This is a genomic window from Bacillus sp. LUNF1, assembly GCF_011008975.1.
Taxonomy (GTDB): Bacteria; Bacillota; Bacilli; order Bacillales; family Bacillaceae; genus Bacillus; species Bacillus velezensis.
This window is the reverse complement of record NZ_CP048876.1, coordinates 1865749-1880227: the sequence shown is the minus strand read 5'-3', so window position 1 is coordinate 1880227 and position 14479 is coordinate 1865749. Positions and strand designations below refer to the sequence as shown.

15 protein-coding genes are annotated in these 14479 nt (G+C 45.5%); 2 read left to right on the top strand and 13 right to left on the bottom strand.

What is annotated here, in order from left to right:
• Nucleotides 1–38 precede the first annotated feature (38 nt).
• Nucleotides 39–350: a magnetosome magnetite crystal formation protein family gene (locus tag G4O42_RS09180; RefSeq protein ID WP_032875078.1), complete on the bottom strand. Its 312-nt coding sequence runs from the start codon at nt 348–350 to the stop codon at nt 39–41.
• A 460-nt stretch (nt 351–810) separates the two neighbouring features.
• Here G4O42_RS09180 and G4O42_RS09175 point away from each other — a divergent pair, with 460 nt between their 5' ends.
• Entirely contained in the window at nt 811–2310 is a 1500-nt protein-coding gene (locus G4O42_RS09175) for a cellulase family glycosylhydrolase (protein ID WP_032875077.1), read from the top strand.
• Between the two features lie 244 nt (nt 2311–2554).
• Nucleotides 2555–3691 carry an alpha/beta hydrolase gene (locus tag G4O42_RS09170; protein ID WP_032875073.1) on the top strand — a complete coding sequence of 379 codons (1137 nt, stop codon included), beginning with the start codon at nt 2555–2557 and terminating at the stop codon, nt 3689–3691.
• Nucleotides 3692–3960: 269 nt separating this feature from the next.
• Here the strand turns inward: G4O42_RS09170 and G4O42_RS09165 are convergent, their stop codons facing one another.
• The 12 genes from G4O42_RS09165 to G4O42_RS09115 form a co-directional block, all read right to left on the bottom strand.
• Nucleotides 3961–4230, bottom strand: a complete 270-nt coding sequence (locus G4O42_RS09165) for a hypothetical protein (RefSeq protein ID WP_014418037.1) — start codon at nt 4228–4230, stop codon at nt 3961–3963.
• Between the two features lie 144 nt (nt 4231–4374).
• Nucleotides 4375–4893, bottom strand: coding sequence for an MFS transporter (locus G4O42_RS19980; protein ID WP_223204439.1), 519 nt, complete (start codon nt 4891–4893; stop codon nt 4375–4377).
• A complete protein-coding gene (locus G4O42_RS19820) occupies nt 4856–5116 on the bottom strand; it encodes an MFS transporter (protein ID WP_032875070.1) in 261 nt (86 codons plus the stop codon). The genes G4O42_RS19980 and G4O42_RS19820 overlap by 38 nt, the downstream gene beginning before the upstream one ends.
• Before the next feature lie 180 nt (nt 5117–5296).
• A complete protein-coding gene (locus tag G4O42_RS09155; RefSeq protein WP_032875068.1) occupies nt 5297–6925 on the bottom strand; it encodes a YndJ family protein in 1629 nt (542 codons plus the stop codon).
• A complete protein-coding gene (locus tag G4O42_RS09150; RefSeq protein ID WP_032875066.1) occupies nt 6919–7527 on the bottom strand; it encodes a DUF4166 domain-containing protein in 609 nt (202 codons plus the stop codon). Before G4O42_RS09150 ends, G4O42_RS09155 begins: the two co-directional genes overlap by 7 nt.
• Nucleotides 7524–8339 (bottom strand): hypothetical protein, encoded by an 816-nt coding sequence (locus tag G4O42_RS09145; protein WP_032875064.1) that lies wholly within the window; start codon nt 8337–8339, stop codon nt 7524–7526. The genes G4O42_RS09150 and G4O42_RS09145 overlap by 4 nt, the downstream gene beginning before the upstream one ends.
• A gap of 118 nt (nt 8340–8457) precedes the next feature.
• Nucleotides 8458–9729 carry an MFS transporter gene (locus G4O42_RS09140; RefSeq protein ID WP_029325933.1) on the bottom strand — a complete coding sequence of 424 codons (1272 nt, stop codon included), beginning with the start codon at nt 9727–9729 and terminating at the stop codon, nt 8458–8460.
• 77 nt (nt 9730–9806) lie between these two features.
• Nucleotides 9807–10808, bottom strand: a complete 1002-nt coding sequence (locus G4O42_RS09135; protein WP_032875062.1) for a substrate-binding domain-containing protein — start codon at nt 10806–10808, stop codon at nt 9807–9809.
• 83 nt (nt 10809–10891) lie between these two features.
• Nucleotides 10892–11728, bottom strand: a complete 837-nt coding sequence (locus G4O42_RS09130) for an SDR family oxidoreductase (RefSeq protein ID WP_032875060.1) — start codon at nt 11726–11728, stop codon at nt 10892–10894.
• Nucleotides 11725–12801, bottom strand: a complete 1077-nt coding sequence (gene uxuA / locus G4O42_RS09125) for a mannonate dehydratase (protein WP_032875059.1) — start codon at nt 12799–12801, stop codon at nt 11725–11727. Before uxuA ends, G4O42_RS09130 begins: the two co-directional genes overlap by 4 nt.
• Before the next feature lies 1 nt (nt 12802).
• Entirely contained in the window at nt 12803–13438 is a 636-nt protein-coding gene (locus G4O42_RS09120; protein WP_014418028.1) for a bifunctional 2-keto-4-hydroxyglutarate aldolase/2-keto-3-deoxy-6-phosphogluconate aldolase, read from the bottom strand.
• A 13-nt stretch (nt 13439–13451) separates the two neighbouring features.
• Complete coding sequence (locus G4O42_RS09115) at nt 13452–14471, bottom strand: zinc-binding alcohol dehydrogenase family protein (RefSeq protein WP_032875058.1); 1020 nt, start codon at nt 14469–14471, stop codon at nt 13452–13454.
• Between the last annotated feature and the right edge of the window lie 8 nt (nt 14472–14479).

Genomic DNA, 14479 nt, shown 5'->3' with positions numbered 1-14479 from the left:
AAAAAAGGTTCTGTGATCAATAACAGAACCTTTTTTTCCTATTGCTCCGAAAACACTTTGATTCCTTTGACAATGTTCCAAATGAAAAAGTAGATCGCCACAAGGAATGTAACAGCATACGTCGCAAGCAGGAAAGGCCCGGCGTGCCTGATGTCATTCATACCAAGTAAACCTGAAGCGATGATGCCAATTACAAAAATCAAATAAGGAATCAGATGCGTCCATAAAGATTTTTTCGCATGATATTTCACATCGTCCTGACCTAAGAAATAGACGATAATCGGAAACAGAAATGGCGCAAAAAATATACTGAAGTAACATAATGAAGACAAAATTCTATTTTCTCTCAAACCTTTTCACCTCTATGATTTATTGAAGGGGGAATTCTTCTGGCTGAATCCCTCACTGAAGTACAATCTTATTGTACAACTCCAACCTTAACCCGTATTAATCCGAACCTTACATCAACCTTAAATTAACAAGGACGGGCAAGGGCTCGTCTTCTTACAGCAAACATAAGATTCAATGCCATATTGAGACTCATCACATTCAGCGTGTCTACGTTGGAAATACATTTAATTTTTCGATTCGATTGAAAAATGACGTGTAAAGTCCCGATTCAGTCCGGTTTTCTTTGTACTATATGTGTCAGGTGTGTCTTATTCAATAGAGATAGAGCAAATTGACAGGCTTTTACACCTCCCAAAAAACAAGAAATTAGGTTGATAGACAATCATGAGAAAGATTTTTACAATGAGTTCGAGCTCATAAGAAAGAGCCAAAATGATGCGAAGGAGGAAAAGATCAGATATGAAACGGTCAATTTCTATTTTTATTACGTGTTTATTGATTGCGGTATTGACAATGGGCGGCTTGCTGCCTTCGCCGGCATCAGCAGCAGGGACAAAAACGCCAGTAGCCAAGAATGGTCAGCTTAGCATAAAAGGTACACAACTTGTAAACCAAGACGGCAAAGCGGTACAACTGAAAGGGATCAGTTCACATGGATTGCAATGGTATGGCGATTTCGTCAATAAAGACAGCTTAAAATGGCTGAGAGACGATTGGGGCATCACCGTTTTCCGCGCGGCAATGTATACGGCAGACGGCGGTTATATTGACAACCCGTCCGTGAAAAATAAAGTAAAAGAAGCGGTTGAAGCGGCAAAAGAACTTGGGATATATGTCATCATTGACTGGCATATCTTAAATGACGGCAACCCAAACCAAAATAAAGAGAAGGCGAAAGAATTTTTCAAGGAAATGTCAAGTCTTTACGGAAACACGCCAAACGTCATTTATGAAATTGCAAATGAACCAAACGGTGACGTGAACTGGAAGCGTGATATTAAACCGTATGCGGAAGAAGTGATTTCCGTTATCCGCAAAAATGACCCCGACAATCCCATCATTGTCGGAACCGGTACATGGAGCCAGGATGTGAATGATGCTGCCGATGACCAGCTAAAAGATGCAAACGTCATGTACGCGCTTCATTTTTATGCCGGCACACACGGCCAATCTTTACGGGATAAAGCAAACTATGCACTCAGTAAAGGAGCGCCTATTTTCGTGACGGAATGGGGAACAAGCGACGCGTCTGGAAATGGCGGTGTATTCCTTGACCAGTCGCGGGAATGGCTGAATTATCTCGACAGCAAGAAAATCAGCTGGGTGAACTGGAATCTTTCTGATAAGCAGGAATCATCCTCAGCGTTAAAGCCTGGAGCATCTAAAACAGGCGGCTGGCCGCTGTCAGATTTAACTGCTTCAGGAACCTTCGTAAGAGAAAACATTCGCAGCAACAAAGATTCAACGAAGGACGCCCCTGAAACGCCAGCACAAGATAATCCCACACAGGAAAAAGGCGTTTCTGTACAATACAAAGCAGGGGATGGGAGTGTGAACAGCAACCAAATCCGCCCGCAGCTTCACATAAAAAATAACGGGAATACGACGGTTGATTTAAAAGATGTCACTGCCCGTTACTGGTATAACGCGAAAAACAAAGGCCAAAACTTTGACTGTGACTACGCGCAGATTGGATGCAGCAATCTGACCCACAAGTTTGTGACGCTGCATAAACCTAAGCAAGGCGCAGATACCTATCTGGAACTGGGGTTTAAAAAAGGAACACTGTCACCGGGAGCAAGCACAGGGAATATTCAGCTTCGTCTTCACAACGATGACTGGAGCAATTATGCACAAAGCGGCGATTATTCCTTTTTCCAATCAAATACGTTTAAAACAACGAAAAAAATCACATTATATCATCAAGGAAAACTGATTTGGGGAACAGAACCCAATTAGTAAGCTTTAGGCGGACATCAGCAACGATGTCCGCTTTTATCATCTTAAACAGCAATACATGGAGGTTTACGTGGCGGATGAAACTCTGAAACAGTATATGGGCCTGTACAAATGTTGTTAGCAATCTCAAGAAAGCCAAGGAGTAGCTATGATTCACTGAACATATGATGTAATGAAAAACGTTTGTAGCGCAATGTATGTATTTCACATCCGCCACTTTTATTACTTAAGGGGGAACAAGAGAATGAAAAGGTATGACGCGTTTCCAGAGCCAATTGGCGGCTATACTGTCGGCCGAAGCCAGATGGATTTTGAGTACACGGCACCAGATCATACAAAAAGAGAACTGACGGCGTTTGTGTACTATCCGTCCGACAGCAGCGAAGGGAAGACTACATCAGCGTACATGTTTCCTGAAGTCTGCGAAATGCTTGATGAGCAGCCGCTTCTCACTGCGTTGAAGGATGCTTACACTATAGATATCAAGACCCAATGTTACGATGGCCTTGCTCTCTCCGGGATGGAAAAACGCTATCCGGTGTTATTTTATGTTTGCGGCGGGGGCTGTTCTCCAGAATGGGGTACAGTGATCTGTACAGACTTGGCAAGCATGGGATATGTTGTGGTAAGCATCGGCCATCAGAATAGCACGATGTATAAGCGTAAAGATGGGCGCCTGTTTAATATATCAAAGGATTTTTCGGAAATTATTATGGCGTTTTCTGAAGATCCGGAGATGATGGCGTTGGCTGGTAAGATGGAGATGCGTCCTGACGATGAAACTGCCATTGAGATGTGCCAAAACGTGCTTACACTGCCGATACTTGACAAGTTAACAGAGTATAGTGAATTACAGGCAGAAGATGTAAGGTATGCAGCCGATTATCTTGTCAAATTGGACTCTGGAGAGCTGAATTCCATCTTTAAGGGCAGATTGTTGCTTGACATCGGTATGGGCATAGTCGGACATTCTTATGGAGGGGCTACGACGGCGATTGTTTGCCGGGACGACGACCGGTTCGCCTGCGGGATTGGCTTAGATAGCGGAGCGTTCGGCCTTCAGGGCAGCGACCTTAAGAAACCCTTTTTGCTGCTGTTTTCTGAACCGAACTATAACATGAATGCGATCATTGGCGCTAACAATAGCATGGATACCTATTATTTCTCTGTTGATCGTGCTGCGCATTTAGATTACTGCGACATCGTGTTTACCAGTGTGAATGAGGAACTTAGAGGCGAACGGGATGCCATGGAGATGCGAAATCTTGTTACAGACTATACGAAGAACTTTTTTGATCATTATATACTGCAGAAGGCTGCAAGTGTGGAAAGTCTGGCATACGATGGCGTGGACTTGATCAAGAAGACCAGCAACAAGTGACATAACCGATTAAAATACTCAAACTGAAAAACCTTTATGACCAATTTAATTTATTAAGGACGTGGAGGTTTTTTAATATTACCTTACAAAAAGGGGACGCTCTTATAATATGAATCCACTTTTATATTCTCTTCACAATTTCTAGTTTACATAATATATATTCTAGGAAGTTAAATCTTTGATGAAAATTCTGTCTCGTTATCTTAAGTATACTTAGTTGATGAGACAGAATTAAAAAAATAGGATGTATTACGATTTGTATTTATTTCTTACTGCTTTACATAGCATCGATCTTTATAAATTGTTTCACACTTTACTTCTTCCACATCAACTTTGCCATCGGATAATCTTGTGTAAACATAAACCCATTTTTCATTTCCGTTTTTAATAAACATGTCGAATTTAAAAGCGTCAGTATATTTGTCCATGACCCAGATCAATCCCGGAAGAGTTTCTGCTTTTGCTGGCGACACAGAAACCAATAATGCTCCAGCAATTACAGCCGCACCGGCTATTTTTTTAATTTTACTTTTTAACATTAATATTGCCCCCTTGTGATTTATTGCCTGCTGCTTTCTCACTTAGCAGGTAATCTGATTTTACCATCTTGTACAAAGGGAATTTGTCATATTTTGTAGATCAGATACTTATTTTCACTAAAAATACATATATTGTCATGAATTTTATCCGAATAAGATCTCTTCTTTTTTGAAAGCGTACACAAAAATAAAATCATGTCTGGTAATACTCCGACGATTTTTTCGCATCGGCTCCTCACATATGAGCTGAGCAAGTATGACAGCCGCCAGCCCGAGCACTGCCGCGAAATAAAATCCGGCCCTGAGCCCCAGCCAATCGTTAAAAAATCCCTCGACCAAAGGTCCTCCGAAAATACCGAGTGCATAAAGCGCCTGGTACGCCCCCATCGATGTTGCTCTCATGTCTGCCGGAACAGACTCAATCGACATTCCAAGCAGCAAAGGAAAGATAATGTGAGTGAAAAACCTATTAAAATCTGAACCACATAAAGCGCCATCGGGCTGATGGTAAAAGGAATGATAAAAATAAAAACGGCTGCGAGTAAATAAAACAGCTTTAATGTTACCCAGTTTCCGCACCTGCGAACTAACGTTCCTATCACTAGCGGAGCCAGTGCGGGGGGAGTCATAAACGAAAAGACAACAAGCTGATTTCTTTCTCACTGACACCTATACGCAGCGCATATGCCGTTGTGAAGCCAAACATTTTCGTAAAAATCATGTCACGGGCTAAAATGGATAAAAACGAGATTTTCAGCAAGGACATATGCCCGGCTGCCTTCACCATACCGCTCAATGTAACAGGTATCTTTGCGGTCGTTTTCATTTCGCGAATCATGAAAGACAGGCAAAGACTGGCAAGACCGAGGCTGCGTCCTATCCTCATTCACTGACAACATAACCGCTCATGTCATCCCGGACAGCTGAGCTAACACGAGAATAAATGAGATCCAGCGGATGACTCCTTTCGTGTCATCCGCCGCAAAATAGCTCGCAAATAAAATGGTGAATATAACCCATGTAGATGAGAAAAATCCGCCTGATGATCAGACGGCTCTGCAGCTTGTTACTTGCTTCGGTTACCTGCGGAAGCGTGAGTGATCCGATAATGCACAGTTAAAAATTTCAGTCCGAACAGCCACATATGATGAACGGCCTTCAGGCTGGTTTCGCTCTGGGCTGAAATAAGAAATGTCTCTGCCAGCGGAAGATGACACGCCCCCCATTTCGTCTGCAGATAAATCCCTTCATCACCCGCTCCGCTTTTTCGCCGTCTGCTTGTCAAAATAAGATTCTGCTTACGCGCATAAGGTTTTAAAATGCCCGTCATTTGGCCGTACGGCAGCGGAAGAGAGATATTCATGTATCCTTCCCCTTTTGACCTGTACGCTGAATACAGCGCAGTAAAAACGGTTTCCTGCTTTTCATTTGTTCTGATCCACGCACGGACATTTTTTCTGCCATCTTTGTCAGAGTCAACTCCTATAATATCACTGTGCATGATATACCAATCCGGATTCATGGACAGGTGAATCTGCCCCGCTCTTCTGCTGAACGGCTCGTACATGCGCGCGAATGGACGAAACCATCTGCTCCACGTCACTTTTGCCATGATGTCATAATCAATTGTCTCTTCATAAAAGGAAATAACGGCCGGCGCCAGTTTTTCAGTTGAAAAGTCTTCAGAATGCAGTTCTCTCAGCTGATCCAGAAGGCCGGTATAATGGATGTCATTTGCTGCATGAATATCAGTCAAAAATTCTTTGCCTATCGTTCTCTTCCCGTAAATACGGCTGAACGTTCTTTCACTGCCCTCATCAAACGGTCTCGGATTTTCCAACCTCCACCCCGCCAAAGCCGGCAGGATAACGCCGAATGCATTGACGGCCCCGTGAATCCAAATCATCTGGCTGATCGTGAGCGTTGCCTCCTCGCGGTAGACACCGTACGAATATATCAAAGAAAAAGCAATTGTGATCATTAACACAGCCGAAGAACTCCTGATCAAGACCCTTCCTGTTTTCGTAACAAACGGCCCCGTAAAGACGAGATATGCATTTACATACAGACCCGCCAGATACAGGGCGACAGCAATCACATCAAGTGTCTTTGAAAATGTAATCCCCAAGGCAATAAGGATCGGCGAAATCAAAATAATGACCGTGCTCCACTGGTAAAGTTCGCGTTTCTCCCGTATGATCCTGCCGAGCAATCCGTTAAAGATCGGAATGAGGAAAGCGGAATAGTGAAAGTGCACCGCCGTCAGCAGAACGATAAGCGGGCCGAAATTCATGACGGGAATCTCAAGGACATATGCGAAGAACCAGAATCCGCCCCCGGCCAAATAAATGAAACCCGCCATAACAGATATCTCTTCTGTTCTGTGAATATTTGTTTTCGTCAGCCGCCGGACAGCATACAGTGCCAGCCCAAGCGTATAAATGAGCCACACAAAGGCAAAAAAACTGAAGCCTGTGACAAGCGCAAGCGCCGCACATATAGCGGCAACAGGATAACTCCGTAACAACACATTCTCTAAGGTCTTTGACGGCCGAAAAGCAAAATCGAATACAGCAGGAACGAAAAAAAGTACGGAAAATAAAACAAACGTCTCAGCAGCTGATATATGCGGAGCTTCAGCCGCCGCAAATCCCAAAAAGCAAATCACGCTTACCATGAGATAACGCTTCAGCATGTTTCTCCCTCTGTTTCCCGGAAAGTCCCCCGGTAAGAGAAAAGCGTGCCGAGTATCCGATTTTTCACATGAACCTTTATTTTGAAGCAATTCATTTCCTCATCATAAGCCTCATAAACGGTTGAACTGCCGCACAGCCATGCCGGAAGCGGGATTTTCTTTCCGCCTATCAGGAGCCACTGCCTTCCGGATGTAATAACAAGCCCTCCGTCTGAAGACGCTTCTAAATGCAGTTCAGACAGTAGGATGCGGGGTTTTCCGAAGTAATCAAGAATTCTGTTTTCCCGCTCATCATATTCCATGACTGCATCAAAAAAACGCGTTTTGCTTTTAAAGAAAAAGGTACGATTCCATTCCACGCCACTTTGCCTGTTTTTGTTTTCGATAGTGAAAGGGATATCGTTTCCCCTCTCTGAGAAAAAACATCTGAAAAAAACACCTGTCTTTAAAAGCATTCTGACAAGAAAAGAACCTCCCTTTATTTCTGACATAACGCCTTCTCCGCAAAACGTGCGTGATTCGTCAAATCTGTACCGTTTCTGCAGCATCGGGTGCAGTGATTGATAATGAGTAATCGCTTTTTCATACATTGAATCCGTCATTTCACTTCTCTCTTTCGTTTTGTATGCCAGGCGCTCGGCAGCTTGAGCTTAAGAATCATGCCGGCTATCGTAAGCACTCCTAATGAGATCACGAATCCGCCGCCGGAATATAACAGTGCCGTTACACAAAAGAAGACTGACTGCCCGGCGTGAATCAGCCACTTTCTCCGCATGGGAAGCAGCCATAATACCCCTAACCCTGTCTCCAGCGCTCCCCTCACGATCTCTGCATCGGCACAGCCATCATGAAATCCTTGAAAAAACCAATACAGACTGAATACGAGACACATAAAGACATAGACAAACCCGGAACGGACTGATATCTTCGGATGTCTGTTTTGTTCTATCCAAAGCCGCAACGCATCAAAACTCCATGCGGTAGCCCAGCTTAGCAGAGGACGAAATAAAAACCGGTCTATCCAACTTCCCGGCAGACCGCGGGCCGTTTCATATTGATATTGAGTCAAAAATGCGATTTGGCCGTTATCCCGCTCTATATACTTCCAGTAGCCCCTGCCTTCTTTTATAAGTGCCAGCGGATGATCAGAGGCAAAAGCGAGCGAAGACACTCTTTCTGACGAGCGAGGCCTTATGTCACCTATTGATTCGCCCGTGCCGGATACCTTCAGCCCAAAACCGATTCGTGTTTCATATAGAAACCTCTGCGGTTCATCTGGCAGCCTATGAAGATATGTAATGTCAGAAAAACGCAGATCCCATTCCTTATGAAGATGCGGGTTTTGCGTATATTCCCAAAGCGTTTCTATATCAGATGCAATATTGATTTCGACATATATCGGCTTCTGTTTCATGCCCCCTCCTCTCCCCTTCTTTTGTAAACAATTCCTATATTATCATAGGAACAGATCAAGCGGCAGAACGAAAAGGCCATCCCGTTATCGGCAGGACAGCCTCAGTGGCTTTGATGACTTATGAATAAGGTATCGTGTCTTTTTTATCTTTAGAAGCGGGTTGAATGATAATCGGACGCACGAAACAGATTACCGCAGCCGAGGCCAAAACGGCTAATCCGCCTGCAAGCAAAAACGCCCCGGAGAATGATCCGCTTTTGTCCGCGATAAAGCCGGTTAAAGCAGGCCCGATAATACCGGCCGTGTTTGCAAGAAAATGCATAAAGCCGCCGACTGACCCGACATTCCTTTGATCAACCACATCATGAATCACCGCCCAATAGATAGAGCCCGTTATATATAAAAAGAAAACTGATAAAGCAACGAGAATAACGGCACTTACGGTAGTGGTAACAAGTCCGGCAAATCCGATCAGTACAGCGGAAGCGAACAGACAAGTGACAAGAATGACTTTCCGTGAGAACAAAACCCCTTTTCCGGCGGTTTTTTTGAATACATAATCAGAAATCATTCCGCCTGCCGCCAAACCGATAAATCCAAGAATCCAAGGAATAACAGTCACCACGCTCATAAATTCAACACTTAAACCGCGTTCTTTCACCAGATAGCTCGGAAACCATGTTAAGAAGAAAAATAAAATGTAGTTGTAGGCGAAAAAGGCAAAAGCCGTGAAGAGAATCGTTTTTTGTTTCAAATAAAAGGTCATCGGGATATGCTGCTCATGCGACTGAATCTCCGCTTTCATTGCCGGAGCGTCTTCCGTCGGCGCCGGCCGTTCTTTGACAAATTTAAACCAGATGACCGCCCAGACTAAACCGATGATCATGATCAGGACAAAGGAAACCTTCCAGCTGAACGCCACAGCAATCATCCCGACAATCGGGCCGGAGATCGCTCCGCCGAGCGGCGTTCCGCTGTTTGTCAGGCCGATGACCGTGGCGCGCTGAGACGGAGGAAACCAATTGTTGACCATTTTGCTTATGGCAGCCGACAGCGGCCCCTCCCCCATACCGAATAAAACACGGATAATCAAAAGACTTACAAATCCGAAAGCAAGCGCAACCGCTCCGCTGAAAAGAGACCAAACGATCATCGCCGTACACAATGTCAATTTAGCCCCGTACCGGTCAGATGCAACACCGCCGAGAAAGTTAAACACAGCGTATCCGACAGAAAAACTGCTGAAAATCAGCCCCATTTGGGTTGCCGACAATGTGAGATCCTGCTGTATGAACGGCGCTGCAATAGACAGCGCTGAGCGGTCTAAATAGTTAATCACCCCGGCAGAAAATAATAGAAGAATAATAGGGAATCTATCCTTTGAGAACATAAAATCCCCCTCTCATCATTTCATAATATTCAGACATTTAAATTGCCGGAGTAAACCGGTTTATGCAATGAAACCGGTTATCCGGATTGCCTTGCGAGCAGCGCCGGTTTATAGCGGTGAATCCGTTTTTCACCGCCATCTTTTTCTTGTATCTGGCGAAGAAGAAGGCTTCCCGCTTTTCGCGCCATTTCTGCCGCAGGCTGGACGATCGTCGTAATCGGAGGAGTAAAAAAACCCGCAAAAGGAACTTCATCAATTCCGATGACGGCTGCCTTATCCGGAATTGTCATATCATGCTCCTTCATATACTTCAGCACCTCAACAAGAACGATATCGTTTGCCGCCAATATCGCTTTCGGAGGCTCCTGAAGTGAGAATAGCTCTGACAAAACATTGGAAATATCAGCCGCATCGGCTGTTTTGATATATTCGTTCCGCACCATCATTCCGTGGCGGTCAAGCGCCTTCTTATACCCTTCAATCCTTTCTACCCTCGGACTGATTTCCCGAATAATGGACGTCGTAATAATCGCGATTCTCTTAATGCCGCTTTCGATAAACCGGTCAACGGCAAGACCGGCTGCATGATGATTATCAAGCATCACTGTCGGAATCCCGAGTTCTTCAATGGTTCTGTCCATAAACACGACCGGAAACGTATCGCGTTTCATCTTTTCATATAAAGAGAGATTTTCGCCCGTCGGAAAAATAATAATTCCGTCCACCTGCTTGGCCCGCAGCATTTCAATATATTTCTTTTCTTTTTCCGGTTCATCATCCGCATTGCAGACAATAATATGAAATCCTTGTTCATGAAAATAGTCTTCCACCGCCCTGATGACCTGAGTGGAAAAGGTGTGAAGAATATTAGCCACCACCACACCTACTGTAAATGTTGATTTCTGTTTTAAGCTGCGGGCGACGAAATTCGGCTGATAGTTCAGCTCTTGAATGGCCGCTTCTATTTTTTGTTTCGTTTTCTCGCTCATATAGTCATAGCGCTGATTTAAAAATTGAGATACGGTGCTTTTAGATACGTTTGCATATTTCGCCACATCAGAAATTGTAATGGTTTTCATAGACTCATCCCCGTCTGTCTTCATTTTTCACTAGTATAAGTCAGAAGTAAATAGTTTACAATCTGACTGGGACATGGGTTCTGTCACACTCCGGAATAAGCCATAAAACCTCCGTCGACGGGAACGGTGACCCCTGTGACAAAGCCTGAGCATGAATCATCCGAAAGCCACAGGAGCGTTCCCAGAAGGTCTTCCGGTTTCCCGAAACGTTTCATCGGTGTATGTGCCATAATCTTATTGGATCGGTCTGTCAGACTTCCATCTTCCTGTAATAACAACTCACGGTTTTGCGCTGTCAAAAAGAAACCCGGAGCGATGGCATTCACCCGCATCCCTTTTTTTGCGAAATGAACAGCCATCCACATCGTAAAATTCTGAATCGCCGCCTTGGCCGCGCTGTAGGCAGGCACCTTTGTCATCGGTGTATACGCACTCATAGAAGAAATATTAATAATCGTGGGACATTCCGCCTTCAAAAGGTCTTTTCCAAACACTTGCGATGCCAGAAATGCACCGGTAAAGTTGGTTGAAAATACGCTGGAAACCCCCGTTTCGTCCATATCAAAAAAGGATGTGCCCTGCTCATCCTCTTCATACGTCTCGCTGGCAGTGATCGCATTAGGGTGGTTTCCCCCGGCTCCGTTAATTAAAAGATTGACAGAACCGAACCGGCTGATAATCTCGTCTTTTGCCTTTTCGAGCGAATCACGGGCTGAAACATCAGCCGGTACAGAAACCGCGGTTCCTCCAGCGTCAGCAATCTCGCCCGCCGCACGCTCTGCTTTATCAGCATTCCGGCTGACGATCGCAATTTTCATCCCCTGCCGTGAAAGCTCCTTTGCCATTGCTGAACAGAGAACACCGCTCCCGCCTGTTATGACAGCGGTTCTTCCTGATAAACGTTCATGAATCGGTTTCATCTCTTCACCCCTTTCTCATGAGACGAGAACGCATCCCACAGTCCGTTCAAGTACATAATTCCTAAGGCACGATCATATAAACCATAACCCGGCCGGCATTGTTCGCCCCAGATATGACGGCCGTGATCAGGCCGTACATATCCTTTATAGTCTTGGCCGTGCAATTCTTTTACCACAGCGGTAATATCAATGGACCCATCACTGGTAAGATGCGAAGTTTCCGTAAAATCACCGTTATCGCAGATTTTCACATTTCGTATATGGGCAAACGGCGCAGCTCCCGCATAGTGTTTGGCGATCTTCACCATATCATTGGCGGGATCCGCTCCCATCGAACCCGTGCATAACGTAATACAATTGGCGGGTGAATCTGAAATCTCTCGCAGCTTTTCATAACTTTTCTCACCGGTGATAATACGGGGCAGGCCAAAAATTGACCAGGGCGGATCATCCGGATGAATGGCCATTTGAATGCCGTGTTCCTCCGCTACAGGAAGAATTTCGTGTAAAAAGAACTCAAGATTGGCCCAAAGCTGTTTTTCACCGACCGTTTGATAGGCCTCAAACAGTTCCTTGATCCGGGCCATTTTCTCCGGCTCCCACCCGGGAAGCGTCAAATCAGAAGATTCTTCAACCGTGCGGATGAGTTCCTCCGGAGGGAGACTTTCCACTTTCGCTTTTTCAAAAAACAGTGCGGTTGACCCATCCTCCAGCGCGCGGAACATATCGGTACGCGTCCAGTCAAATATCGGCATGAAATTGTAACAGATGACTTTCACGCCGAATTCGGACAGATTGCGAATGGTCTGTTTATAGTGTTCAATATATTGTCCGCGTTCTTCATGACCAAGTTTAATGGCTTCATGAACATTCACGCTTTCCACGACCTCTGCATGAAACCCATAGGATTGAATGACTCTGACTTCCGCTTCAATGTCCTCCTTTTCCCATACTTCGCCCGCGGGCTTCTGGTGAAGAGCCCAGACGATGCCTTTGACCCCGGGAATTTGTCTGACATGTTCAAGAGTCACCGTATCATTACCTTGGCCATACCAGCGAAACGTGATATTCATGTTACACCCCCGTATATTCGTTTTTTCGGCAGACGTATTCTTTGCTGAGGGATACGGCAGCTTCATAGCCGCCCTTTTGATATGCTTTTGTCAAGTCGCTTCCCACACCGACCGCGACCGCTCCGGCAGAGAGCCAGTCATTCATGCTGTTTAATGAGATGCCCCCGGTCGGCATAATGCGGACATTCGGCAGAGGACCGTTGACCGACTTGATAAATGAAGGGTCAAACGAATTAGCGGGGAACAGCTTTACCACATCACATCCGGCTTCGAGCGCCAAAGCCATATCAGACACGCTCATGCATCCCGGAAGATACGGTACGCTGTACTGGTTGCATAGAGATGCTATCTCTTTTACAAAATGAGAGCTGACGATAAATGAGGCGCCTGATAAAATGGCGTGTCTCGCCGTTTCTGTATCCATTACAGAGCCGGCTCCAAGAAGAATATCTTGATGCCGGAGTTCCTTAAAGACATCTTCCACTTCAGGAGTTGTGTATGTAAGCTCAATGGCGCTGATACCTCCTGAAATGGCCGCTCTTGAAACTTCAAGCGCCTCTTGGCTGTTTTGTCCCCTTATGACAGCCACCACTTGTGCATGCAGAAGTTTTTCGTAAATAGCGTACTTAGGCAGCATTCTCGCTCCTCCTTTAATCAAACGTAATGATTGCTTTTCCCACCTTGCCCGGGTGCTGTTCGATCAACTGAAATGCTTGATGGACGTCATCTGCTGAAAATGTATGTGTAATAAGACCGCCGTGCGTTAACAGGCCTTTATTCAGTAAGTCTGTAATGTACGGAAACTGATTCGTCTGCAATCTTGAACCGGTTATCGTGACTTCCTTTTTTGTGATCGGAAGCTGAGAAATGCCGGCAGTCCTCTCATCAAAACCAAGCACAACCACATGACCGGCCGGAGAAACCGCGTCAATGGACGTTTCAAACGTTGAGGGGAGACAGACGGCATCAATGACAACATTGGCGCCTTCATTTTCTGTCCATTCGTTCACCCGCAAAACGGGATCTTCTTTTTGCGCGTTGACGGTAACGTCCGCACCGTTTTTTTCAGCGAATGCCAAGCGTTCCTCATTCAAGTCGGTTATCATGACGGAAGCGCCTTTGAACTTTGCCATTTTTAATATGCAGATTCCGATCGGTCCCGCTCCCTGAACCAAAACGGTATCTTCCTTCTCGACACGGCCTCTCCAAACGGCCTGGGCGCCGATCGTATATGGTTCTGCCATGACCGCTTCCTCCCAGGGCAGATCGGGCGAAACGGCATGCAGCTGCTTTTCCGGAACCACGATATATTCCCGCATCCCGCCATCTTCATGAACGCCGAACACCGAAAGCGCTTTGCAGACGTTCGGACGTCCTTTCCGGCAGGCATAGCATGTTCCGCAATAAGATATCGGTTCAACCACTACCCGGTCACCCGGCTTGAAACGCCGGACATGAGAACCGGTCTTTGCGACTTCCCCTGTGACTTCATGTCCGATTACTCTCGGCAGGGACGCTAACGGATTTGTCCCATGATAAATATGCAAATCTGATCCGCAAATTCCGACCCGCTTCACCTTGACAAGAACATCATCCGCATGGACAACAGACGGTTTCTCACATTCCGTCACTACCAGATCAAATGCTTTCCGTACTAGAACCGCTTTCATTTTCTCAC

Bases quoted from the DNA above. Each gene is read 5' to 3' on its own strand.
- G4O42_RS09150 (WP_032875066.1), bottom strand. From the start codon at position 7,527: ATGACGGATTCAATGTATGAAAAAGCGATTACTCATTATCAATCACTG.
- G4O42_RS09170 (WP_032875073.1), top strand. From the start codon at position 2,555: ATGAAAAGGTATGACGCGTTTCCAGAGCCAATTGGCGGCTATACTGTC.
- G4O42_RS09155 (WP_032875068.1), bottom strand. From the start codon at position 6,925: ATGCTGAAGCGTTATCTCATGGTAAGCGTGATTTGCTTTTTGGGATTT.
- G4O42_RS09165 (WP_014418037.1), bottom strand. From the start codon at position 4,230: ATGTTAAAAAGTAAAATTAAAAAAATAGCCGGTGCGGCTGTAATTGCT.
- G4O42_RS09120 (WP_014418028.1), bottom strand. From the start codon at position 13,438: ATGCTGCCTAAGTACGCTATTTACGAAAAACTTCTGCATGCACAAGTG.
- G4O42_RS09135 (WP_032875062.1), bottom strand. From the start codon at position 10,808: ATGAAAACCATTACAATTTCTGATGTGGCGAAATATGCAAACGTATCT.
- G4O42_RS19820 (WP_032875070.1), bottom strand. From the start codon at position 5,116: ATGAGGATAGGACGCAGCCTCGGTCTTGCCAGTCTTTGCCTGTCTTTC.
- G4O42_RS09175 (WP_032875077.1), top strand. From the start codon at position 811: ATGAAACGGTCAATTTCTATTTTTATTACGTGTTTATTGATTGCGGTA.
- G4O42_RS09145 (WP_032875064.1), bottom strand. From the start codon at position 8,339: ATGAAACAGAAGCCGATATATGTCGAAATCAATATTGCATCTGATATA.
- uxuA (WP_032875059.1), bottom strand. From the start codon at position 12,801: ATGAATATCACGTTTCGCTGGTATGGCCAAGGTAATGATACGGTGACT.
- G4O42_RS09140 (WP_029325933.1), bottom strand. From the start codon at position 9,729: ATGTTCTCAAAGGATAGATTCCCTATTATTCTTCTATTATTTTCTGCC.
- G4O42_RS09115 (WP_032875058.1), bottom strand. From the start codon at position 14,471: ATGAAAGCGGTTCTAGTACGGAAAGCATTTGATCTGGTAGTGACGGAA.
- G4O42_RS09130 (WP_032875060.1), bottom strand. From the start codon at position 11,728: ATGAAACCGATTCATGAACGTTTATCAGGAAGAACCGCTGTCATAACA.